The sequence below is a fragment of the Salifodinibacter halophilus genome, assembly GCA_012999515.1.
In the GTDB taxonomy this organism is placed as follows: Bacteria; Pseudomonadota; Gammaproteobacteria; order Nevskiales; family Salinisphaeraceae; genus Salifodinibacter; species Salifodinibacter halophilus.
In genome coordinates this window covers 1327244-1349916 of the sequence record JABEEB010000001.1, presented here as the reverse complement: position 1 = coordinate 1349916, position 22673 = coordinate 1327244, and the positions used below count along the sequence as shown (strand labels likewise).

The 22673-nt window shown below is 62.0% G+C and carries 21 protein-coding genes and 1 other RNA gene; 20 read left to right on the top strand and 2 right to left on the bottom strand.

All coding sequences use genetic code 11. The features are described 5' to 3' along the window. Positions 1-7 precede the first annotated feature (7 nt). From murA to HKX41_06140, 5 genes are read left to right on the top strand one after another with little or no spacing between them, the layout of a single operon-like run. Complete coding sequence (murA, locus tag HKX41_06160) at positions 8-1297, top strand: UDP-N-acetylglucosamine 1-carboxyvinyltransferase (protein ID NNC23736.1); 1290 nt, start codon at positions 8-10, stop codon at positions 1295-1297. Beyond that, positions 1294-1944, top strand: coding sequence for an ATP phosphoribosyltransferase (locus HKX41_06155; protein NNC23735.1), 651 nt, complete (start codon positions 1294-1296; stop codon positions 1942-1944). The genes murA and HKX41_06155 overlap by 4 nt, the downstream gene beginning before the upstream one ends. Further along, positions 1941-3242, top strand: a complete 1302-nt coding sequence (hisD, locus tag HKX41_06150) for a histidinol dehydrogenase (GenBank protein ID NNC23734.1) — start codon at positions 1941-1943, stop codon at positions 3240-3242. The genes HKX41_06155 and hisD overlap by 4 nt, the downstream gene beginning before the upstream one ends. Positions 3243-3279: 37 nt before the next feature. Next, positions 3280-3915, top strand: a complete 636-nt coding sequence (locus tag HKX41_06145) for a stringent starvation protein A (protein NNC23733.1) — start codon at positions 3280-3282, stop codon at positions 3913-3915. Between the two features lie 18 nt (positions 3916-3933). After that, the gene (locus HKX41_06140) at positions 3934-4341 is read left to right on the top strand and encodes a ClpXP protease specificity-enhancing factor (GenBank protein NNC23732.1); all 408 of its coding nucleotides are present in this window, start codon (positions 3934-3936) and stop codon (positions 4339-4341) included. Positions 4342-4364: 23 nt separating this feature from the next. Here the strand turns inward: HKX41_06140 and HKX41_06135 are convergent, their stop codons facing one another. Beyond that, positions 4365-4745: a YraN family protein gene (locus tag HKX41_06135; GenBank protein NNC23731.1), complete on the bottom strand. Its 381-nt coding sequence runs from the start codon at positions 4743-4745 to the stop codon at positions 4365-4367. Beyond that, positions 4733-6598, bottom strand: coding sequence for a penicillin-binding protein activator (locus HKX41_06130; GenBank protein NNC23730.1), 1866 nt, complete (start codon positions 6596-6598; stop codon positions 4733-4735). Before HKX41_06130 ends, HKX41_06135 begins: the two co-directional genes overlap by 13 nt. Positions 6599-6707: 109 nt before the next feature. On the opposite strand from HKX41_06130, the gene rsmI reads away from it, so the two are divergent. The 15 genes from rsmI (at position 6708) to ftsA (ending at position 22631) form a co-directional block, all read left to right on the top strand. Continuing rightward, entirely contained in the window at positions 6708-7556 is an 849-nt protein-coding gene (gene rsmI / locus HKX41_06125) for a 16S rRNA (cytidine(1402)-2'-O)-methyltransferase (protein ID NNC23729.1), read from the top strand. A 39-nt stretch (positions 7557-7595) separates the two neighbouring features. Beyond that, positions 7596-7942, top strand: an RNA gene (gene rnpB / locus HKX41_06120) — RNase P RNA component class A. Between the two features lie 235 nt (positions 7943-8177). Then, positions 8178-8642 (top strand): division/cell wall cluster transcriptional repressor MraZ, encoded by a 465-nt coding sequence (gene mraZ / locus HKX41_06115; protein ID NNC23728.1) that lies wholly within the window; start codon positions 8178-8180, stop codon positions 8640-8642. A 20-nt stretch (positions 8643-8662) separates the two neighbouring features. Next, the gene (rsmH, locus tag HKX41_06110) at positions 8663-9646 is read left to right on the top strand and encodes a 16S rRNA (cytosine(1402)-N(4))-methyltransferase RsmH (protein NNC23727.1); all 984 of its coding nucleotides are present in this window, start codon (positions 8663-8665) and stop codon (positions 9644-9646) included. A gap of 8 nt (positions 9647-9654) precedes the next feature. After that, positions 9655-9912, top strand: a complete 258-nt coding sequence (gene ftsL / locus HKX41_06105; protein NNC23726.1) for a cell division protein FtsL — start codon at positions 9655-9657, stop codon at positions 9910-9912. After that, positions 9909-11645, top strand: a complete 1737-nt coding sequence (locus HKX41_06100) for a penicillin-binding protein 2 (GenBank protein ID NNC23725.1) — start codon at positions 9909-9911, stop codon at positions 11643-11645. Before ftsL ends, HKX41_06100 begins: the two co-directional genes overlap by 4 nt. 5 nt (positions 11646-11650) lie before the next feature. Next, on the top strand, positions 11651-13138 hold the full coding sequence (locus tag HKX41_06095) for a UDP-N-acetylmuramoyl-L-alanyl-D-glutamate--2,6-diaminopimelate ligase (protein NNC23724.1): 1488 nt from the start codon (positions 11651-11653) through the stop codon (positions 13136-13138). Next, positions 13135-14517 carry a UDP-N-acetylmuramoyl-tripeptide--D-alanyl-D-alanine ligase gene (gene murF, locus HKX41_06090; GenBank protein NNC23723.1) on the top strand — a complete coding sequence of 461 codons (1383 nt, stop codon included), beginning with the start codon at positions 13135-13137 and terminating at the stop codon, positions 14515-14517. Before HKX41_06095 ends, murF begins: the two co-directional genes overlap by 4 nt. After that, complete coding sequence (locus HKX41_06085) at positions 14511-15593, top strand: phospho-N-acetylmuramoyl-pentapeptide-transferase (GenBank protein ID NNC23722.1); 1083 nt, start codon at positions 14511-14513, stop codon at positions 15591-15593. The genes murF and HKX41_06085 overlap by 7 nt, the downstream gene beginning before the upstream one ends. A 32-nt stretch (positions 15594-15625) precedes the next feature. After that, entirely contained in the window at positions 15626-16993 is a 1368-nt protein-coding gene (gene murD, locus HKX41_06080) for a UDP-N-acetylmuramoyl-L-alanine--D-glutamate ligase (protein ID NNC23721.1), read from the top strand. Next, positions 16993-18141, top strand: coding sequence for a putative lipid II flippase FtsW (gene ftsW / locus HKX41_06075; GenBank protein ID NNC23720.1), 1149 nt, complete (start codon positions 16993-16995; stop codon positions 18139-18141). Before murD ends, ftsW begins: the two co-directional genes overlap by 1 nt. Next, entirely contained in the window at positions 18138-19229 is a 1092-nt protein-coding gene (murG, locus tag HKX41_06070) for an undecaprenyldiphospho-muramoylpentapeptide beta-N-acetylglucosaminyltransferase (protein ID NNC23719.1), read from the top strand. The genes ftsW and murG overlap by 4 nt, the downstream gene beginning before the upstream one ends. Positions 19230-19282: 53 nt before the next feature. Continuing rightward, complete coding sequence (locus HKX41_06065; GenBank protein ID NNC23718.1) at positions 19283-20671, top strand: UDP-N-acetylmuramate--L-alanine ligase; 1389 nt, start codon at positions 19283-19285, stop codon at positions 20669-20671. Continuing rightward, positions 20668-21402 carry an FtsQ-type POTRA domain-containing protein gene (locus HKX41_06060; protein NNC23717.1) on the top strand — a complete coding sequence of 245 codons (735 nt, stop codon included), beginning with the start codon at positions 20668-20670 and terminating at the stop codon, positions 21400-21402. Before HKX41_06065 ends, HKX41_06060 begins: the two co-directional genes overlap by 4 nt. Further along, on the top strand, positions 21399-22631 hold the full coding sequence (ftsA, locus tag HKX41_06055; GenBank protein ID NNC23716.1) for a cell division protein FtsA: 1233 nt from the start codon (positions 21399-21401) through the stop codon (positions 22629-22631). Before HKX41_06060 ends, ftsA begins: the two co-directional genes overlap by 4 nt. Positions 22632-22673: the final 42 nt, after the last annotated feature.

Below are 22673 nucleotides of genomic sequence, written 5' to 3'. Positions count from 1 at the left end.
GCTGCACATGGAACTGTTCCGAATAGAGGGCGGCACGCCGCTCGGCGGTGAAATACGCGCCTCCGGCGCCAAAAACGCCACGCTGCCGGTCATGGCGGCCGCGCTCCTGCTCGACGAAACGCTAACGATCGATAACGTCCCGCATCTGGAAGATGTGACGACAATCAACGTGCTGTTCGCTCACATGGGCGTAACAGTGACCATGTTGGACAATATGGCGTTGGCCGTCGATGCATCCACCATCACGCGCCCCGAAGCGCCATACGAATTGGTCAAGACCATGCGGGCGTCGATTCTGGTTCTGGGGCCGTTGCTGGCGCGCCACGGCTACGCCGACGTCTCACTGCCCGGTGGCTGCGCCATCGGCACGCGACCGGTTGATATTCACCTTGCTGGGCTCGAAGCGATGGGTGCCGAGATCAAGGTGGAACAGGGCACCATCAAAGCGCGTGCACATCGCCTCGTTGGGGCGCGTTTCGCGATGGAGTCCGTAACCGTAACCGGCACCGAAAATCTCATGATGGCGGCTACGCTCGCTGATGGCGTGACGGTGCTGGAAAACGCGGCGTGTGAGCCGGAAGTCGCGGATCTGGCACGCTGTCTAACGGCGATGGGTGCCGAAATCGAAGGCGCGGGTACCTCAACGATCCGTATCCGCGGCCAGTCGCGGCTGACTGGCGCACGTCACCGCGTGCAGCCGGATCGTATAGAAACTGGCACATTCCTGACCGCCGCTGTGGCCACGCGCGGCGATATCACCGTGGCGCACACGGATCCGCGCTTGCTCGAAGCGACCACCGAAAAGCTGGCCGCGACCGGGGCGCGTGTCGATGCCGGTAACGACTGGCTCCGTGTCGATGCGACCGGTATGCGGCCACAAGCGATCAACGTCCGGACTGCGCCGTATCCCCGGTTTGCGACCGATATGCAGGCTCAGTTCTGCGTCATCGCGGCCATCGCCGACGGTGTGTCGACCATCACGGAGGCCGTGTTTGAGAATCGCTTCATGCATGCCGCCGAGCTCGAGCGGATGGGTGCGCTGATCCGGCCCGAGGGCAATACGCTTGTGATCACCGGTCAGCCGCAGTTGACCGGCGCTCCTGTGATGGCCACCGATCTGCGCGCATCGATCTCGCTGGTCATCGCTGGCATCGCGGCTAGTGGCACGACCGACGTCCGGCGCATCTACCACATCGACCGTGGTTATGAATGCATTGAGGAAAAGCTGGCGCAGCTCGGCGCAAACATCCAGCGACTGCCCGACTCGACGCCCATCGGATCGGCGGTGACGTCATGAGCGAACAACTCACGCTCGCGCTTTCCAAAGGCCGCATCCTGGAGGCGACACTGCCGCGCCTGGCGGCGGCCGGAATTACACCCACGGTTGATCCCGAGAGTTCGCGCCAATTGATTATCGGGACCAGTCGACCCGATTTGCGGCTTCTGGTTCTGCGAGCGACCGATGTGCCGACATTCGTGGCCTATGGCGCCGCTGATCTCGGCGTGGCCGGCAAGGATGTGCTGCTCGAACACGGCGGGCGGGATCTCTACGAACCGCTGGATCTAGGTATTGCCGGTTGCCGTATGGCGATCGCCGGCTGCCCCGGCGCGCTGGCCGCTGCGCAACACCGACCGCTGCGTGTCGCGACCAAATTTGAGGCTATCGCGCGTGACCATTTCGCGCGGCGTGGCCGCCAGATCGAGATCGTCAAACTCTACGGCTCGATGGAACTCGCCCCCATCGTGGGGCTGGCCGATGTCATCGTGGATCTGGTGGATACCGGTAATACACTAGCCGCCAATGGCTTGGAAACGTTCGAGACCATCCAGTCGATCAGTGCTCGGTTGGTGGTCAACAAAGCCGCGCAGAAACTCGATAACGCGCGGGTGCGTGAGCTGATCGCTGCATTCGAAGCGCCCGATCAAACGGTGGGAGCGCCGTGATCCAACGGCTTTCAACGCATGAGTACGGCATCAATGTAGTGGATGCGCTGGCGGGCGGGGCCGACGCCACGGCGCGTGTCGATACACGTGTGGCTGAAATCATTGCGGATGTGAGCGAGCGTGGCGACGATGCGCTTGTCGATTACACCCAGCAACTCGACGACTGGACGCCGGCCGACGCTGCGGCATTGGAAGTGCCGCGTCAGCGCATGGATGACGCGCTCGCCAGCCTGTCGCCCGACGATCGTCGGGCGCTCGCGACTGCCGCCGAGCGACTGACGGCGTACGCCCAACACCAGAAACTCGACAACGCGAGTTATACCGATGCTGCCGGCAATCGGCTCGGTCACATCGTGCGCCCCATCGAGCGCGTCGGTGTCTACGTGCCTGGCGGTGCGGCGGCTTATCCATCGAGCGTGTTGATGAATGCCGTGCCCGCACGCGTAGCCGGCGTTGATCAGATCATTATGGTCTCGCCCGCGCCCGGCGGCCAGGTTAATGATTGGGTGCTCGCCGCGGCGGCTCATATTGGCGTGCATCGATTGTTTACCATCGGCGGTGCCCAGGCCGTGGCGGCGTTGGCTGACGGTACAGCAACCGTGCCCGCGGTGGACAAGATCGTCGGCCCCGGCAATGCGTATGTGGCATCGGCCAAGCGGCAAGTTTTTGGGCGCGTTGGTATTGAGTCGGTCGCCGGCCCCTCGGAAGTGCTCATCATTGCCGATGCCAGCGCCGATCCACGATGGGTCGCGCTGGATCTATGCGCCCAGGCCGAGCATGATCCGGCTGCGCGTGCGGTTCTGGTCACCCCGGATTCCCAACTCATCGACGCCGTCGAGGCCTGTCTGGCCGAGGAAATCGAGCGACTGCCGCGCGCCGAAACGATCCGTGCGTCGTTGCGCGACAATGGTGCGTTGATTCATACGGCGGACCTGGCAGAGGCTGTCGAACTTGCCAATCGCGTGGCGCCGGAACATCTCGAACTGGCAGTTGCCGACGCCGCGGCGTTGCTGGATTCCATCCGCCACGCCGGCGCTGTATTCGTCGGGCACTGGACGCCGGAAGTCTTTGGCGATTACTGCGCTGGGCCCAATCATGTGTTGCCGACCGGTCGCACGGCGCGGTTCTCGTCGCCACTTGGAACCTACGATTTTCAGAAACGTATTTCCGTGGTTGAGGCTAGTGCCGCCGGTGCGGATGAGCTGGCACCTGTGGCCGAGCGTCTGGCCGTTGCCGAAGGGCTCGATGCGCACGCCGCTTCGGCGCGTGCGCGTGGCGGCTCGATGACCGCTAAGTGACGCCTCGCGACAGCGACGTACTGACCGCGCGATGAGCATGCGCGACCGAGCGCAATTGACGCTCTATTCGGCGCCGACCTGTGTCTATTGCCATCGCGCGCGACTGGTGCTGGCCGAAAAGGAAGCGCGTGTCCGGATCGCGAACATCGACCCGGACGAGCCAAGCGATGAGCTGGCCGCGGTCAACCCTGAATCGAGTGTGCCGACCTTGGTCGATCGCGGTGCCAGCGTATTCGGTACACGTACGCTGGTGGCCTACCTCGACGAACGCTATCCGTATCCACCGCTGTTGCCGACTGAGCCGTTGGATCGCGCGCGGCACCGAATGTTGCTTGACCGTATCGAGTCGCGTGCTTATCCGCTGGCCGATGCGCTCGACCTCGGTGAAGGATCGACCGCGCGCAATAAACGCGCGCTCGCCGACTGGCTTCAGCTGATCGTGACCGATGTCGGTGCGCTGCGCACGTCCGGTGATGGTCTGTCGCTGCTCGATTGCAGCTTGGCGCCGTTGTTGTGGCGCGTCGACCAGTTCGGGTTATCATTGAACAGCAGGAACAAAGATGATCGCGACAACGCATGGCGGGACTATGCGGCCCGATTGTTCAGGCGCAGCGGCTTCAGCGCTAGCCTGTCATCGGCCGAGGCCCGTATGGCGCCCGCGATCGCCCGCTGAACACATCGGAGTCTGGTAATGGCCGAATTGAGCTCGCGCCGCCCCTATCTGATCCGCGCCCTCTACGACTGGGTGCTCGACAACGGACTGACGCCCCATCTGCTGGTGGCGGCCGATGCACCGCGTGTCATCGTGCCGCGTCAGTTCGTGACCGAGGAAAACAAGATCACGGTCAACGTTGCGCCCAGCGCGGTTCGCGATCTGAGCCTGGACAACAACGAAATCTCATTTTCGGCACGGTTTTCCGGTGACAATTTCGACGTTTGCATCCCGCCTGGCGCCGTGCTGGCGCTCTATGCGCGTGAAAACGGCGAGGGCATGCTCTTCGGCGACGCCGAGGACACTTCGGAAGATGCGGCGGCGTCGACCGAAGACGAGGCCGATAACGTCGACGATCGCCGCGCGCACCTGAAGGTCGTGAAGTAGGCGCCGAACTGGGGCGAGGCCGGTCAAACGGCGTCGAACGCGTTCTCGATCCACTCAAGTTGGCCAGCGGCGTCGACACCGACGACGTCGAAACGCACCGGATACGTTGTGTAGTCGGCGTTCGTGGCCAGTAACTGGCGGGTCGCGCGGATAATGCGTGCCTGCTTGGTCGTGGTCACTGTTTCCACCGCGCGGCCGTAGTCGTTGCGGCTGCGGTAGCGGACTTCCACCACGATCAGGTAGCCGTTACCGATATAAACCCGATCCAGCTCGCCCCCGCGGGCGCGGTAATTGGCCGCTATCTGCTGCCATCCGGCGGCTTGTGCGGCTTGATCGACGGCGCGTTCGGCAGTCTGTCCGGCGCGATGGGCACGTGCTGCCCGGCGTTTGGCTACTGACAGCACGTTGTGTCGCCGGTTTTCGGCATCGACAGCAATTTGGGCCGACCGTTGACGAAGCGTGCCCAGGCCAAATGGCGGTGAATCACCCCGCTGTCGTCAATGGTGAGCTGGCCCGTGACGCCGCCGATCCGGGTGCTGGCGCTCAAGCCATCGCGCGCCATTGTCGCCGCCAGGCGATAACTGTCCATGCCGAGTGCGAATAAACGGCTGTAGTCGGTTGCATTGGGATATTGTTGCCGCGCGGCATCACGGTTTTGGGTCAGTTGCTGGCTGTTGTCGATGCGCCAAGGCATGTCGACGAAATACACGCCGTTTAAATCCACGTCTTTTTTCGGTTTGGGCGTGCCGGAGTAAATCAATCCCGTGGCCACCATCGGCAAGCCAGTAGCGTGGTTGTAGCGCAGCTGGCTGCGGATCAGGCGGCCTTGACGAGGTGCGGCGGCCACGAAGATGAAGTCGATATTGCGTGGGTTGCGGTGTTGTTGGGTTTTATACCCGCCCAGTAAGCGTTTAATGACATTGCCGTGGTCGGTGCCATTGGGGGCGTAGCGTGCACTGGCCACGATCTTGCCGCCGTCGTCTTGGAACTGTGATTGAAAGGCGCGCGTGATCCGTTGCCCGCGATCGCTGTCGGGCACTAGCACGAGTGCTCGGTGCCACCCTTTAGCCAGGGCTTGTCGAGCGGCTGTACGTGCCTCGTCGGTGGGTTGTACCCCGAACTGATAAAACCCGGCGCGCTTGGGTGGTTGTTTACTGCGGTTGAGTGCGATGACGCGGGTTGAGTCCGGGGTTTGTGCCAGTGCGGTGGTTGCTGCCTTGCGTAGCGGACCAATCACGACGCCGATGTTGCGCTGCTGGGCGCGTCGAGTCATTTGGGACGCATTGATATCCGTTGTGTTCCAGATAAGCGGCGGTGGGAGTGATTGATCGGCGCGCTCTGCGGCAAACTTATAGCCGTCGCGTATCGCACTGGCGGCGTTTTTGTAACGCCCCGATAGTGGCAGGGCGAGCGCGACCTGCTTGCTGGCCGGCGCACTTATTTTGGCGCTGCCGCCTTGTTGTGCCAGATGTCGAGCCTCGGCCTGCTGGCTTTTGTCAAAGCCGAGTTCTTGGCTTAGAAAGCGTCCGCTCGCTGGGTGGTCCGAAAAGTTATGAACCCAGCGCCCGAGTGCGCGGTCGCGTGCATCGGCGCTCGGGTACACACGGCGCGCGATCGTGCCGAGGCGCAGCCACCCGCGTATAACCTTGCGGTCTTTCACGTTGATTTGGCTGGTATCGGCCGTGCGAGCGTGTTTGAAAATTCGCTTGTTATTGGCGTATTGCGCCTTGTCACTGTTGAGTCGACGACCGCGTGCGACCAGGGACTCAAATCCGGTGCGTGTGTTGCCAGCGGCAAACGCTGCCTTGGCGCGTGCAATCAGGATTCTTGCGGCGACGCGGTCAGGGGTTTGGGCGTCTGGCGTGGGCAGCGAGTTCAAGCGCGCCTTGGCGGATTGTCCGGCGCTTTGGTTTTCGGTTCGAGCCAGGCGGTAGAGCGCTTTGTCCGCGTCGCTAAGTCGTTTCGGATCGATCGCGGTGATCAGCTTTTGTGCCCGCGCAAAATGTTCGGCCTGGTTTGAGCTGAGCACAGCCTGAAGCTGCCAATGGTTTTTCTCGGCAGCCGAACCAGCGTTGTCCGCGAGGTTTTGGTAGCGCCGAGTTGCCAGCTCATGGTGGCCGGCGCGGCGTGCCTTGGTCGCCGCTTGATCACTGTGGTGCCCGGTTGGCTGCGGGGTGTGCCCAGCGCATCCAGCCACCACCAATGCTAGTGATAGGACGACAAAAACCGAAAAAGTGTGCGCGCGTCGCGTTGTCATGGCCCCAAGCTCTCCCGTATCGAAACCATCCCCCGCGTGGTGTATCTGCATAATAGCAGTACGAGTTTAAAGTTCGAGGCAAGTTTGTTGGCAACCCCAAGCACATCCAATGACGGCTAGAGCCGGTACGCTCTATGTTGTGGCTACGCCGATCGGTAATCGGGGCGAGTTGAGCGCGAGAGCGCGTGAGATGCTGGCTGCGGTTGATGCCGTCGCGGCCGAAGACACCCGCCATACCGGCGTGTTATTGCGAGATTTCGCCATCGATACACCGCTGGAATCGCTCCACGAGCATAGCGATGCCGCGCGCTGGCGCTCACTTCTTAATCGGCTGGCAGCAGGGCAGTCGGTGGCGTTGGTTAGCGATGCAGGTACACCGGGTATCAGCGACCCTGGCTTTGAATTGATACGCGGCGCGCGTGCCCATGGCATTGATGTGCGGCCTGTTGCTGGGCCGTGTGCAGCGATAGCTGCGTTGTCAGTTTCTGGTTTGCCGACTGATCGCTTTGTTTTCGAGGGGTTTTTACCCGCACGCTCGGTGGCCAGGCGTCGCCGGCTCGCGGCGCTGGCCGACGAGTCCCGTACTCTGATTTTCTACGAAGCGGGGCGCCGCATGCGCGCGATGCTGGCCGACTGCCGGGATGCGTTCGGTGATGAGCGTCGCATCGCCGTCGCGCGAGAGCTCACCAAGCGGTTCGAGGAGTCTGCCCAGCTTGATTTGGCCGATGGGGTCGCTTGGGTCGATGCAGACGCCAACCGTACACGCGGCGAGTTCGTCGTCTGCGTCGCGGGCGCCGCACGCGCGACCGACAAGTCCCCGACGGCCGATCTGGACGCTCTTTTGACCGAACTGGTGGCTTTGACCGGTACGCGCGAGGCTGCCCGGATTGCCGCGCGGACGTTGGGTGTGGCCCGTAATGCGGCCTATCAGCGTGCGCTGGTTCTGGCGCGTGAATAGCGGCGGGTGTATGCAGCAGTGTTAAGCTTAGGCTTGCGGGGAGTCGGCTACGTGGTCGCGGCGCCGTCTAACGGCGTCGAGGAAAGTCCGGGCTCCATAGGGCGGGATGCCAGGTAACGCCTGGGCAGCGTGAGCTGACGGAAAGTGCAGCAGAAAATAAACCGCCGCACGTTCGGCGTGTGGTAAGGGTGAAATGGTGCGGTAAGAGCGCACCGCGCGATCGGTAACGATTCGTGGCACGGCAAACCCCATCCGGAGCAAGACCGAATAGGAGGCAGCGCGTAGCCCGCGCGGGCCTCGGGTAGGTCGCACGAGGCTGGCGGTGACGCCAGCCCGAGATGAATGACCGCGCACGACAGAACCCGGCTTATCGGCTGGCTCCCCGCGCTTCGATGCCGCTACGCCGGCAGCGCCTCCACATGGCGCCACCTAGGCGTCAGACGTGCCGCACGGCACGCAATCTCCCAGTAATAACGCCAACTATTTGATTTTCGACGGACTGCCGGACACCAGGTGTGTGCTGCTGGTTCTGAAAACAATGTTGACACCTTGAGTAGCGCGCACCTATAGTGGTGCCCGAGGGCATATTGTGGGACAAAGTGGGTTAACGAGGGACGTCCAGTGATGTTCAAAGGCTCACATCCCGTCACGATTGATACGAAGGGTCGGTTCGCCGTGCCGGCCGCTTATCGGCAGCCTTTATCTGATGACTGCGGGGGGCGTCTGGTCGTCACACGACACTGGGACGGCTGTTTATTGATTTACCCGTCACGTGAGTTCGAATCGTTCGAGCAGAAACTTCTGGCCCGCGGCAGCCTCGATCCAAAGGTTCGCAACATTCAACGCTTTTTCATCGGCAACGCCAGGGATGTCGACATGGACCGTCAGGGGCGTGTCCTGTTGCCCAGCAATTTGCGTGAGTCGGCCGGTTTGGTCAGTCATGCGGTGCTCTCGGGCATTGGCAATCTGTTCGAGCTCTGGGATGCGGAGCGCTTCGAAGCCCGCAACCAGTCGACCGCCGACGAATTGGCCGCTGACGCGAACGCCGGTGAATTGCCGGACGTTCTCATGGATATCAGCCTGTGACGGCCGCTGCCGTCGGTCCCATGACTGATTGCCCCGCCGATCCGAAGCCTGCCAATTCGGACGCCGGTCATGCGCCCGTGCTCGTGCGTGAAGCTGTCACGGCGCTGGCGCCTGAGCGGGGTGGTGTGTTTGTCGATGCGACTTTCGGGCGCGGCGGCCACACCCGCGCGCTGCTGGATGCCGCGCCAGCCGATGCGCGGGTAATCGCCCTTGATCAAGATCCGGACGCAGCCCGCGCCGCTGAAGTTTATGCGCAAAGCGAGTCGCGGTTGCGATTCGAATCGGCTAATTTCGCTGATCTGACCGAGGTGATCGCGAACCATGCACCGGCGCGCGGTGTGGATGGCATATTGTTCGATCTCGGCGTGTCATCGCCGCAGTTGACCTCGGCTGAGCGTGGCTTTTCGCTGCGTTACCCGGGGCCACTGGATATGCGTATGAACCCCGCGCTCGGCCAGTCGCTAGCGGACTGGTTGGATCGGGTCGATAGCGCCACACTGGCAGCGGTCATCCGCCGTTACGGCGATGAAGCCCAGGCTCGGCGTATCGCGGACACGGTTGTCGCCAAGCGCGCTGCCGGACGTATTAACGATAGCGGTGAGCTCGCGGCGGCGGTGGCTGAAGCGGTGCCAGCGCCCGTTGCGCGCGGTCGCGCTACACACCCGGCGACGAAAACATTCAACGCGCTGCGGGTGTTCATCAACGATGAGCTAGGTGCGCTCCAACGTGGGCTGGATGCGGCCGTGCGCGCACTGGCCGTCGATGGGCGTTTGGCTGTGATCAGTTTTCAGTCGCAAGAGGACCGGATTGTTAAACGGGCGTTGCGCCATCAGGCAGACCCGCCGCAGCCGCCGGTGCCGATGGCCGATAGGACATTGCCGGCACTCGAGCTGATCGGCAAGCCGATAGCGCCCGATGCCAACGAGGTTTCCGCCAACCCACGCGCTCGCAGCGCGATCATGCGCAGTGCGCGGCGCACCCAGCATGCGGTGGTTGAGTCGTGAATCGGCAGTTGGTGCTCGGCATAGTCCTGGTGGCCGCGATAGCGGCTAGTGCGATCGGTGTTGTCGCGAGCAAACACCAGACTCGTTCACTTTTCACTGCGCTGCAAGAGGCGCGTACGCAGCACGGTACGCTCGTTGCCCGGCATGCCCAGCTCGAACTCGAGCACAGCACATGGGCCAATGTCGAGCGTGTGCGCCGTATTGCGCGTGATTCGCTGAACATGCGTCCGCCGAAGCAGTACTACGTGTTGCGGGGTCACTCGTGAGTCGGCGTGGCAACAAGGGTGCGCTGCCAGCCCCCGCGCGCTGGCGCACGTGGGCGGTGAGTCTGGTGTTCGTCGTGGCGGCAGTTGTGCTGGCGTGGCGTGGCTTTTCGCTGCAGATTCTCGATTATGGTTTTTTGACCAAGCGAGCCCGCGAGCAACACATCCAGACGCTCGATATCTCGGCAAACCGCGGGGCGATTGTCGATCGCAATGGCAAGCCGTTGGCGTTGTCCGCGCCCACCGAAACCGTTTGGGCGGTGCCGTCGGCGCTGCTTAAGGCCAAGTCGGAGAAACTGGCATCGGTCGCCGACAAGCTGGAGCTTTCGACCCGCGTTCTTAAAAAGAAACTGAAGGCCCATAGCGGCAGTCAGTTTTATTACCTCAAGCGACAGTTGTCGCCGTTCAAGGCCAACCAGATCCGGTCGCTGAATGCGCCGGGCGTATTTTTTAAGCGTGTCTACAAGCGTTTCTATCCGGTCGGGCCGGCAGCTGCCCAAGTGCTCGGGCTGACCAATATCGACGGCAAGGGGCTGTCGGGTGTGGAACGCGCGGCGAACAAGACGCTCGCCGGCACGCCCGGTAAGCGGCGCGTCGTCACCAATCGGCTCGGCGATGTGGTCAATGACCTCGGTGGTTTCGACTCGCCGAAATCGGGTCAAAAGGTCAAGCTGACCATCGATGCCCGAATCCAAACCGTTGCCTATCGGGCGCTCAAAAAGGCAGTCGATAAACAACAGGCCTCAAATGGCGCTGTTGTCGTACTCAACCCGAATAACGGTCGTATCCTGGCGTTGGCCTCGGTCCCCAGCTTCAATCCCAATAACCGGTCCTCGATTACATCGGACGCGCTCCGGATGCGGCCGGCGACCGATGTCATGGAGCCCGGCTCGTCAATCAAGCCGATCCTGATCTCGGGGGCGCTGAACGAGGATGTCTGGTCGCTTTCCAAGCGTATTGAGACACGCGGCTACTGGCGCCTGAACAGCCAACTGACGATCCACGATACCCATAACTACGGTACTGAGGGCATCGCCCGAATTCTGAAGAAATCCAGCAACATCGGGGCTGCCCATATCGGCTTGGATATGGGGGCCAGAAAGGTCTGGCAGAACTATCGTGATTTTGGCTTCGGCCAGAAGACCAGTGTGAACTTTCCTGGCCAGCGTGCCGGTACGCTGCGGCCGTTTACGCAGTGGAACAAGATCGAGACGGCAACCGCTTCTTATGGCTATGGCGTTGGCGTAACACCGCTACAACTGGCGCGAGCTTACGCTGCGATCGCCAATAACGGCATGCTGCCGTCGCTTAAGCTTTTCACTGGGCATGGCGGGCAGGTGCATACACCGGCGCGGCGTGTGGTCAGCCAACAAACGGCGATGACCATGCGGCGGCTGTTGCACGGCGTCGTGAAAGAAGGTGGAACCGCAGAGCGTGCTCGGTTGGCGCACTATGACGTGGCCGGTAAGACCGGTACCGCGCGCTTGGTCAAAGGCTCTAAGCACACCAAATCGGCGCACCGTGCGAATTTCATCGGCATGGCGCCGGCTGCCGATCCGGAGCTGGTCACGCTGGTGATGGTTGAGAACCCGGCCAAGGGCACCTATTACGGGGGCACCGTGGCGGCGCCAGTGTTCAAGCGTGTGATGCGTCAAGCGCTACACATCATGAACGTGGCGCCCTCGCCGGTGACACTCGCCGCTAATGATGGTGAGACGGTCAAGGTCGCGGGGTGACGACGGTGACTGATAGTAAGCCGCATCAGAGTACGCTTGCCGCCGCCCTTAGGTTGTCTGGCGACGCCGAAGCAGAAACCGTGCAAGTGACGGGCGCCGCGTTGGATAGCCGCGATGTTGAATCGGGTGATCTATTCATGGCGGTACCGGGTGAGCGTGCGCACGGGGTCGATCACGTGCATGACGCCGAAACGCGTGGTGCCGCTGCGATCGCCTGGGACGGTGAGCGCGCGCCGGAAACGAAACTGCCCATGCGCCATGTCGCCAATCTCGGCCGCGAAGCCGGGGCAATCGCGGCGGGTATCCATGGGGCGCCGAGCGAGTCGCTGTTGGCCGTTGGTGTAACTGGCACTGACGGCAAAACAACTTGCGCGTGGCTGTTGGCACACGCTTGCTCGTGTGCCGGGCTGGATTGCGGTTATATCGGGACACTCGGCGCTGGCCGGCTCGGCGCGCTGCATGAATGTCGCCACACGACGCCGGATGCCGCGGCGCTTCAGCGTGAATGCGCTCGCCTGCGCGATACCGGTGCGCAAGCTGTTGGCATCGAAGTCTCCTCGCACGCGTTGGCTCAAAACCGTACCGACGCGCTGCATTTCGATATCGCTGTACTGACCGGTATCGGCCGTGATCATTTGGACTATCACGCTAGTTTCGAGCAGTACGTGGCCGCGAAACGGCGCTTGTTCGATTGCCCGACGCTTGGTGCGGCCGTGATTAACGCCGACGATGCGTATGGCCATCAGTGGCTGAGCGAGCTCGGCGGTCGGTTACATGTGACAGGCTATGGCGTGGATCCGAGTGTGGAGCGACTCGATTCGTATGTGCACATCGCGGGCATAACGCCGCGCTCGAATGGCCTCGATCTGACGCTGTCGACCCACCTGGGCGAGCTGGAGATTCCGACGCGCCTGCTCGGGTTTTTCAATGCAGCCAATGTCGCTGCGGTTGTCGGTGTATTGATCGAGCGTGGCCTCGGGCTTGCGGCGATACGCGAAATGCTTGCCGATGTCGGTGGCGCGCCCGGGCGCATGGAGCGTGTCGATACCGAGGCCAGCCAACCTACGGTGGTGGTCGACTATGCCCACACTGCTGGTGCGCTGACGGGGGCGCTGACCGCCTTGGATGAGCACCGCAGCGGTCGACTGATTGTCACGTTCGGCTGTGGCGGCGAGCGTGATACCGGCAAACGAGCGGCGATGGGACGTGCGGCGAGCGCCTACGCCGACCTCGTGATTGTCACCGATGATAATCCGCGGCGTGAATCACCCGAGGCGATCGTCGACCAGATCGTGTCCGATCTGCCGTCGGATCGCTACCACGTCATACACGATCGTGCTGCGGCTATCAGTGAAGCGATCGGGGCCGCTCGGTCGGACGATATTGTGCTGATTGCGGGCAAAGGCCACGAGTCGAGCCAGCAGGTTAGAGAAACCCTGCGGCCATTCGACGATCGTGAGATCGCGTGCAAAGCCCTGGAGGGTAATGCATGAGTCATCGTTTGTCCGATCTCGCAGCCGCAATCGATGCACGCCGTGTCGGTGCCGATGCCGAATTTCTTGGCGCGGCGATCGACAGCCGTGCCGTTGTGCCTGGTCATTTGTTTTTCGCATTAGCTGGCGAACACACCGATGGCCACTGCTTTGTCGAGGCTGCCGTGCGAGCTGGAGCCGCCGCGGTGGTGGTATCGGCACCGCAGCCCATCGAAGCACCGCAATTGGTGGTCGACGACCCCGTCACCGCGCTGCGTGCGACTGGCGCCTTCGTTCGGCATCGATTTGCGGGTGTGGTCATTGGCGTCACGGGCAGTAACGGCAAAACCACGGTCAAGCAGATGCTCGGCGCGGTCATGGCTGAAGCCGGCAGCGTTCATGCATCGAGCGGCAACCTAAACAACGAATTGGGCGTGCCGATGACGTTAGCCGGCCTGGCTGACCAAGCCAGCGCGGTTATTGAGATGGCCGCCGGCGGCCCGGGGGATATCGCCGAACTCGCCCGTATCGTGGAACCCGATGTGGCATTGGTGACCAACGCCGGCCGCGCCCATCTAGAACGCTTCGGCACGGTCGACGCTGTAGCGACGACCAAGTCAGCGATTTATGAACACCTGGGCGCCGAAGGGGTGGCAGTCATCAACCTCGACGATGCCTATGCCCGGTTTTGGTCCGAACAAGCGGGCTCACGGCGCGTTGTCACTTTTGCGTTGGAGGCTGACGGCGCAGATATCACCGCGCATGACGTGATCACCGCAGACGATGGTCAGTCCACGCATTTCCAATTACAAACGCCGATGAACGCCGTACAAATCAATATACCACTCGCCGGCCGGCACAATGTTCGCAACGCACTGGCGGCTGCAGCCGCGGCCCATGCGCGCGGTGTGACACCGCAGCAGATCGCGGGTGGATTGGCGGCCGTGCAGGGTGAAGCGGGGCGACTCCGGCACCTTGTTGGTGGTGTCGGCGGCGCCGAGGTTGTCGACGATAGTTACAACGCTAATCCGGAATCATTAACCAGTGCCCTGGACTGGCTGGCAGCGCGAAGCGCGCCACGTTGGCTCGTGCTCGGTGATATGGCTGAGCTCGGCGCCGAGGCTGGCGACATGCATGCCGAGGCCGGCGAAATGGCCGCGCGCGCAGGGGTCGACCATCTCTGGACAGTTGGTGAGCTAAGTCGCCGGGCCAACGCCGCGTTCACCGGTGAGGCGGCCCACTATGATGATCTCAATGCGCTGATCGCGGCATTACGTGTCGCGCTCGAAGATGTTGCGCAGCCGCCAACGATTCTCGTCAAAGGATCGCGTAGTGCTGGCATGGAGCGCGTCGTGGCCGCCATTGGTCCGGCCGGCGTGCAGGAGGCTTCGCCATGTTGACCTGGCTTGCTCATGCACTCGAGCCGATGGTTAGCGGCTTTCGTGTTTTCCAGTTTGTCACCCTGCGGGTGATTCTGGCGGCACTGACTTCGCTGATCTTTTCGCTGGCGCTTGGGCCCTGGCTTATTCGCCGGCTCACCCGTTATCAGGTGGGGCAAAACATCCGCGACGATGGTCCGGCGACCCACGCGGTTAAAGCTGGCACGCCGACCATGGGTGGCGTGTTGATACTCGCCGGGATGGCCGTGGCGACGCTGCTGTGGGCGGACTTAAGCAGTAGCTGGGTCTGGCTGGTTCTGCTGGTGACACTGGCTTTCGGCGGGATCGGTTTCGTCGACGACCTTCAGAAACTAAAACGCGGTACCAGCCGTGGTCTGTCAGCGGCCCAGAAATACGGTGCGCAAACAGTGGTGGGGTTGGCCGCCGGCCTCTGGTTGTATCTGGCTTCCGACACACCTTTCGAAGCCAGCGTGCTTATCCCGATGGTCAAAAACGTCGCCATCCCCTTGGGCGTCGGCTACATCGTCTGGACTTATCTGGTGGTTGCGGGCGCGAGCAACGCGGTCAACCTAACCGATGGTTTGGATGGGTTGGCCACGCTGCCCTGTGTGCTGGTCGTCGCGGGGCTGGGTATTTTCGCCTACGTTACCGGCCACCACGAGTTTTCGAATTACCTAGGCTTCGGATTCCTCCCCGGTGCCGGCGAGCTGGCCATCTTTTGCAGCGCGCTCGGTGGCGCGGGGCTCGGTTTCTTATGGTTTAACACATACCCGGCGCAAGTGTTCATGGGCGACGTCGGGGCGCTGGCGTTGGGGGCGGCTATCGGTATTGTCGCGGTCTGTGTGCGTCAGGAGCTCATCCTGGTGGTCATGGGCGGCGTATTTGTGGCCGAAACCGTGTCCGTCATGCTCCAGGTCACCCTATTCAAGGCGACTGGTCGGCGCATGTTCAAAATGGCGCCGCTACATCACCACTTCGAACTACTGGGCTGGGCTGAGCCCAAGATCATCGTCCGATTCTGGATCGTGACGCTGATTCTTGTGCTTGTTGGTCTAGCGACGTTGAAAATCCGATGAGCAGCGTCGAGACACGGCATTCGAACCCCGAGATGCGGGCCTCGGGCGATGCGGATCGGCGTGCCGGTTGGCGCCTGATCGTGGGCATGGGGGCGACCGGTCTGTCGGTAGCACGCTATTTTGTGCGCTCTGGTACGTCGTTCGCGGTCACCGATACGCGGGCAACGCCACCGGCGGCGGCCGAATTGGCCGAGCTTGCCGATGTGCCGTGTGCATTTGGCGCACTTGCTTGCCCGCTGCCGTTGGCCGAGATCGATGAAGCCGTTATTTCACCCGGCGTGGCGCTGGATCACCCGTTTGTGGATGAGCTGCGCGCCGCCGGCGTTGCGCTGATCGGCGATATCGAATTATTTGCTCGGACGCTGGACGGTATGAGCACCGAGGCTCGGCCGCCCGTCCTGGCCGTGACTGGGTCCAACGGCAAATCGACGGTTGTTGCCTGGACGCGGGATGTGCTTTGTCACGCCGGCATCCACGCGGTGGCCTGCGGCAATTTCAGCCCGCCGGCATTGGACGCTTTGGCCGATGACGTCGAGGCCTATGTGCTCGAGGTTTCCAGTTTTCAACTCGAGATGGCGCCTGTGCTGAACGCGCGCATGGCGACGGTGCTGAATTTAAGCACTGATCATATTGACCGACACGGCAGCCTCGCCCGCTATGCGGCGACCAAGGCGCGTGTGTTTGCCGGCGCCGAAACCGCGTTGATCAATGCCGATGATCCGTGGGTGAAAGCGATTGCCCCTAGCGAGACCGCCACACGCACATTCGGCAGTGGTCCGAATGTCGACTACCGCTTAGTCGAACGCGATGGGCGCGCCATGCTGGCGCATCCGGCCAGTTCCCGCACTATCCCGGTGGGCCGTGTTCGAATACCTGGCCGGCACAATTGGTTTAACGCGCTTGCCGTGTGGGCGCTTGCCGCTGCAGCGGGGGCAAGCGATGCTGCGATCGCCACCGGCATGCCGGTTTTCTCCGGCCTTTCGCATCGCGCCGAGATCGTGGCCGAAGCCAATGGTGTGGCCTGGATTGACGACTCCAAGAGCACCAATCTTGGCGCAGCGACCGCATCGCTGGAAAACCTGACACCCCCCATTGTTTGGCTGGTTGGCGGCCAAGCCAAGGGTGCCGATTTCACGAGTATCGGTTCGCTGGCGCGGCGCGTTGCTCGTGTTGCGGTGGTTTACGGAGCCGATGGGCCGACCATCGCCGACGCGATCTCCGGTTATGTGTCGGTCGTCGCCTGCGAAACATTGGCGGAAGCCGTTGCGATAGCCGCGGAACGTGCCGAATCGGGCGATACCGTGTTGCTGTCGCCCGGCTGCGCCAGTTTTGATCAATTCGCTGGCTACGCCGAGCGCGGCGAGGCGTTTGCTGCTGCGGTCAAGGAGGTGGCCGCGTGATCGCCGATTCGCTTCAAGCCTGGCGTCTGCGTGGTACACCCGATCGCTTGTTGGTCGGTGCGCTTGTGGTCATCGCGCTCCTGGGTCTCGTCATGGTGGCCTCGGCATCGACTGCTGTAGCGGCACGCCAAACGGGCGACGCGCTGCATTATTTCTATCGTCAGAGTTTCTATCTGGCGCTGGGCATCGCGTTTGGTGGTGCGGTCTTCATGGTTCCGATGCGGACATGGGCTGCGCGGCCGTTTGTGTTATTGGCGCTGGGGATCGGGCTGCTCATCGTCGTTTTGCTGCCGGGCGTAGGGCACTCCGTCAATGGTGCCCGCCGCTGGATTGATCTCGGCTTGATCAGTATCCAAGCCTCGGAACCAGCCCGGCTGTTGTTGATTCTGTATCTGGCCGGCTACGCCGCGCGTCGTCGGCGGTCGTTAGTCGAAACCTGGGGCGGGCTTCTGCGGCCACTCGTGTTCGTGGTGTTGGCCGGTGGGTTGCTACTGCTCGAACCTAATTTTGGCGCGCTCGTGGTGCTTGGCGCGATCGCTGGGTTGATGTTTTTTGTGGCCGGTGCGCGGCTATTGCATCTATTGGTGGTTGGCGCCGTTGGTGCCAGTGCAATGGCGGCGATCATGGTGTCGTCGCCGTATCGGTTGGAACGCATTATCAGCTTCGTCCATCCCTGGGCCAATGCGCAGGACACGGGTTTTCAACTAACCCAGTCGTTAATGGCTATTGGCCACGGCAAGTTATTTGGCGTCGGTCTTGGCAACTCGGTACAGAAACTGATGTATCTGCCCGAGACCCACACGGATTTTTTATTCGCGGTTTATGCCGACGAGTTTGGCTTGTTGGGCACGCTGGCATTACTGGGCCTATATCTGATCGTGGTCTGGCGTGGCTTCGCCATCGCCCGCCGCGCGCTCGACAGCGGTGCCTGGTTTGCCGGTTTCGCTGCTTACGGCTTGGTGAGCTGGCTGGGCGTGCAGGCGTTTATCAACATCGGCGTCAACATGGGCCTGCTGCCAACTAAGGGTCTGACGCTGCCGCTGATGAGCTATGGCGGATCGTCGCTGATCACGGTCTGTGCGGTTTGTGCACTGATTTTCCGGATCGACGTTGAAACCCAGAGCGGCACCTCGGAGGCGAGCTCGTGAGTGCGCTCGATACACGCGTATTGATCGCCGCCGGCGGCACCGGTGGTCACGTCTTTCCGGGGTTGGCCGTAGCCGATGCACTGGATGCGCGCGGCGCCCACGTGGCATGGCTGGGCACATCGACCGGGTTAGAGAGTCGGGCCGTGCCGACGGCCGGCTATGCTTTGCATACGGTTCGGGTAAGCGCGCTGCGTGGCAAACGCCGGGGCACACAGCTCTTGGCGCCCTTCCGAATCGCTTGGGCAGTGTTATCTGCGCTGGCGGTTTTGCGGCGTGTCCGGCCTACCGTGGTGCTTTGTATGGGCGGTTTTGCCGCCGGCCCAGGAGCGTTGGCCGGTTGGCTGATGCGCTGCCCCGTGATCGTGCACGAGCAGAACAAAAGCGCGGGTCTGACTAACCGGGTCGCTGCACGTTTCGCGGCGCGCGTTTTGCAGGCATTCCCGAACACGTTCGGGCCGGAACGCGACGCCGAAACTGTGGGCAACCCAGTGCGTGACGACGTTTTGGCATTGCCCGCCCCAGACGAACGCTGGCGTGAACGAACCGGGGCGATTCGACTGCTGGTCCTGGGCGGCAGCGGTGGTGCGCTAGCCCTCAACGAACGTTTACCCAAGGCTGTTGCGGCGTTGCCGGCTGGTCAGCAGCCCATCGTTTGGCACCAGGCTGGGCGTACGCGTGCGGCAGCCGACGACGCCTATGCACAGGCTGGAATCGATGCCGAGGTCGTCGCATTTATCGACGACATGGCGGCCGCCTACGCTTGGGCCGACGTGGTGGTTTGCCGGGCCGGGGCGCTGACTGTGGCTGAATTGGCGGCGGCCGGGGTCGGTGCGTTGATGATCCCGTATCCCTTTGCCGCCGATCGCCACCAACACGCCAATGCTGCGTATCTGGTTGAAGCCGGCGCTGCCCGGATGCTCGATCAGGCCGAAGCGGACGTCGAACGTTTGACCGCAGAACTCGATCAGTTGTGCGACGACCGCGCGGCGTTGCTTGAACGCGCCAACGCCGCGCGCCGCTGTCGTTGGCCGAATGCCGCGACCACGATCGCCGATCATGTTGTTGCCGCAGCTGGAGGTCAGTCATGACGCGTGCACGCGACGTGACCGATGCCACCCGGGCACGCTTGGCCGCTCAGCCCATGCGCCGGGTTTCGGCTGTGCACCTGGTTGGCATCGGGGGTGCGGGCATGGCCGGCATTGCGCGCGTGCTGATCAATCTCGGCTACACGATCACCGGCAGCGACATCAAACGTGGCCGGGAAGTTGATGCACTCGAAGTGCTCGGTGCACAGGTGATGATTGGCCATGCTGCCGCCAATGTGGCCGAGGCTGATGTTGTGGTGACTTCGTCGGCGGTCGCGGTTGATAACCCGGAAGTCGTGGCTGCACGTGCTGCGCGTGTGCCAGTCATCCCGCGTGCCGAGATGCTGGCTGAGCTGATGCGGTTCCGCTACGGCATAGCGGTTGCCGGTACGCACGGCAAGACCACGACGACCAGCGTATTGGCCGCGATGTTGGCCGACGCCGGGCTCGATCCAACTTATATCGTTGGCGGTCGCGTGTTGGCCAGCGGCAGTAACGCTTACCTCGGCAGTGGCGACTATCTCGTGGCCGAAGCCGACGAGTCCGACGCGTCGTTTTTATCGTTAACGCCTGTCATGGCAGTCGTCACCAACATCGACGCCGATCATATGGCGACGTTCGATAACGACTTCGAGCGCCTCGTGGATGCGTTTGAAGCGTTCTTGCACCGCTTGCCGTTCTATGGTCTGGCTGTCTTGTGTATCGACGATCCGGTCGTCAAACAGTTGGCCGAGCGCAGCACGCGGCCGGTGGTAACTTACGGCTTCGATGCCGCCGCTGATGTCCGTGCCGAGGCCATGACCGTCGACGCCGACGGGAGCCGGTTCCGGTTGGTGCATCGCGAAGCAGGTGCGGTTGATGTCCGACTCCGGTTGCCCGGGCGGCACAACATAGCCAATGCATTGGCGTCGGCCGCGATTGGTTTCGAGCTGGGGCTGGATGTTAATTCGGTTGCCGCCGGTTTGGCGGCGTTCGGCGGCATTGCCCGACGTTTCGAGGATCGGGGCATGGTTTCGATCGGCGGCCGACGCGTGCGGCTGATCGACGATTATGGCCATCATCCGCGTGAAATCGAGAGTGTAGTCGCCGCGACCCGCGATGCTTTCGCCGACGCGCGATTGATCGTGGTCTTCCAGCCGCATCGTTTTTCGCGTACCGAAGCGTTGTTCAACGACTTCTGCCATGCGTTGGCCACGATCGACACATTGGTGTTATTGGATGTTTATCCGGCTGGGGAGTCGCCAGTGGCCGGTGTCGATGGCAGCGCGTTGGCGCGTGGTATCGCGGCCATCGGACGCGCGCCGTATTTCACCGGCGATGACGCCGATCCGGCCGAACGTTTAGCTGAAATCGTGGCCGACGGCGATGTTGTATTGACGCTTGGCGCCGGGGATATAAGTGCGCTGGCGGCGCGACTCGCAAGCGAGACCGGAGGCGCGTCGTGATCCGCTCGGATGTTAAACGCATGCTTGATCTGGCGTTGATTGCGGTTCTCGCCGGTGGCGCGGTGGTGTGTATCCGCCAGGGCGTGGCCGATGATGGTCCGAGCGCCAAGCGTGTTTATGTCCGTGGTGTGACCGCCCACGTGGATGATCGGCGACTGGCGCGCATCGCGCGTTCCTATTTGCAGACATCCTTTTTTAATATCGACACCGCGGCGCTCGCCCACCGTCTGAATCAGTTGGCGTGGTTACACAACGTCACTGTGACCCGCCGTTGGCCCAATGGTGTCCTGATTCACTTGAACGAATACCGCGCGATGGCGCGCTGGAATGAGCACGCGCTGTTGGCCGCCAACGGTAATCTGTTCCGGCCGGTTAAGCGCGCGCGTATGGATGCGCTACCGAAACTCGCTGGCCCGGAAGGCAGCGAGGACCAAGTTTTTAAAACCTATCAGCGACTCGCGGCGATCGTCGGTTCCCAATATGGGCAACTGGCCGGGCTGCGGCAGACCCAACGTGGCAGTTGGCGTGCGGTATTGGGCAACGGACTGCGACTTCGAATCGGACGTCAACAAATCGCCGCACGGATGCAGCGTTTCACCAATTTTGCCGACGCCTCGGCCCGTGTGCGTAAGCACATCGCGCAGGCGGGCTATGTCGATCTGCGCTATGCCGACGGCTTTGCTGTGGGTGGCTCGCGCACGTCGCAAACCAACATGGAGCAAACCGGATGACCAAACGATCTGAACAAGATCTGATCGTCGGACTGGATATCGGCACCTCGAAGGTAGCCGCAATCGTTGCCGAAAACACTGATCAAGGCCTGGAAATCAGTGGCATTGGTACAGCGCCGTCGCAGGGGCTGAAAAAAGGCGTGGTGGTCAATATCGAGTCGACTACCGAATCGATTCGCCAGGCCGTCGAAGAAGCCGAATTGATGGCCGGATGCAGTATTCAGTCGGTCTACTGCGGTATTTCTGGCGCCCACGTCTCGTCATTCAACTCGCCCGGCATCGTGGCGGTACGCAATAAAGAAGTCACCGAATCCGATATCGAACGGGTTGAGGATGCGGCCTGCGCCGTGCCCATCCCCAACGATCAGAAGATTCTGCATCGGCTGCCGCACCATTACACCGTCGACGATAACGAAGGCATCCAGAAGCCGATCGGCATGTCGGGCGTGCGGTTGGAGACTCGACTGCATATCGTTACCGGCTCGGTGAGCTCGGTCCAGAATATTCAGAAGTGCGTCGAGCGCTGCAGTCTGGACGTTATCAATTTGTCGCTCGAGCAACTGGCGTCGAGCTATGCGGTGTTGTCGGCGGATGAGAAAGCCCTCGGCGTCGCGCTTGTGGATATCGGTGGTGGCACATCCGATATCGCGATCTTCGTGAACGGTGCGATACGCCACACCGCTGTCATTCCGATCGCCGGCGATCAAGTAACCAACGATATCGCCGTGGCGCTACGTACGCCTACCGAGCAAGCCGAGCAGATCAAGACCCGCTATGGCTGTGCGGTACCGGATTTGATTACCAGCGACGATGCGATCGAGGTGCCGAGTGTCGGTGAGCGTCCGCCACGGCGGCTGTCGCGATACACGCTGGCCGAGGTCATTCGGCCCCGCTACGCCGAATTATTCGGGCTGATCAACAAGGAACTTGTGCGTTCAGGGTTTGCTGATCGTTTGGCCGGTGGCGTGGTGTTGACCGGCGGCTCATCGAAGATGGAAGGGCTGGCCGATCTCGCCGAGGAGGTATTTCACATGTCGGTGCGCCAGGGCGCACCACAGTCCGTGCGGGGTCTGTCCGATGTCGCCCGCAATCCGATTCACGCCACGGGCGTTGGATTGCTGTATTTCGGCCAGCAAACCAGTTCGAATAACAACAAAAGACTCGGCGAGGCCACGTCCTTCGTCGACATCTGGAACCGGATGAAATCCTGGTTCCAGAGCAATTTTTAGGTCGTCGAGACGATCTTTGCCCCATGTATTTATTAGCGAGTA

Coding starts and splice junctions, on each gene's coding strand:
- HKX41_06085 (NNC23722.1), top strand. CDS start 14,511: ATGTTGACCTGGCTTGCTCATGCACTCGAGCCGATGGTTAGCGGCTTT.
- murA (NNC23736.1), top strand. CDS start 8: ATGGAACTGTTCCGAATAGAGGGCGGCACGCCGCTCGGCGGTGAAATA.
- HKX41_06155 (NNC23735.1), top strand. CDS start 1,294: ATGAGCGAACAACTCACGCTCGCGCTTTCCAAAGGCCGCATCCTGGAG.
- ftsA (NNC23716.1), top strand. CDS start 21,399: ATGACCAAACGATCTGAACAAGATCTGATCGTCGGACTGGATATCGGC.
- rsmH (NNC23727.1), top strand. CDS start 8,663: ATGACTGATTGCCCCGCCGATCCGAAGCCTGCCAATTCGGACGCCGGT.
- murF (NNC23723.1), top strand. CDS start 13,135: ATGAGTCATCGTTTGTCCGATCTCGCAGCCGCAATCGATGCACGCCGT.
- HKX41_06065 (NNC23718.1), top strand. CDS start 19,283: ATGCGCCGGGTTTCGGCTGTGCACCTGGTTGGCATCGGGGGTGCGGGC.
- HKX41_06130 (NNC23730.1), bottom strand. CDS start 6,598: ATGACAACGCGACGCGCGCACACTTTTTCGGTTTTTGTCGTCCTATCA.
- murD (NNC23721.1), top strand. CDS start 15,626: ATGCGGGCCTCGGGCGATGCGGATCGGCGTGCCGGTTGGCGCCTGATC.
- HKX41_06145 (NNC23733.1), top strand. CDS start 3,280: ATGCGCGACCGAGCGCAATTGACGCTCTATTCGGCGCCGACCTGTGTC.
- HKX41_06140 (NNC23732.1), top strand. CDS start 3,934: ATGGCCGAATTGAGCTCGCGCCGCCCCTATCTGATCCGCGCCCTCTAC.
- rsmI (NNC23729.1), top strand. CDS start 6,708: ATGACGGCTAGAGCCGGTACGCTCTATGTTGTGGCTACGCCGATCGGT.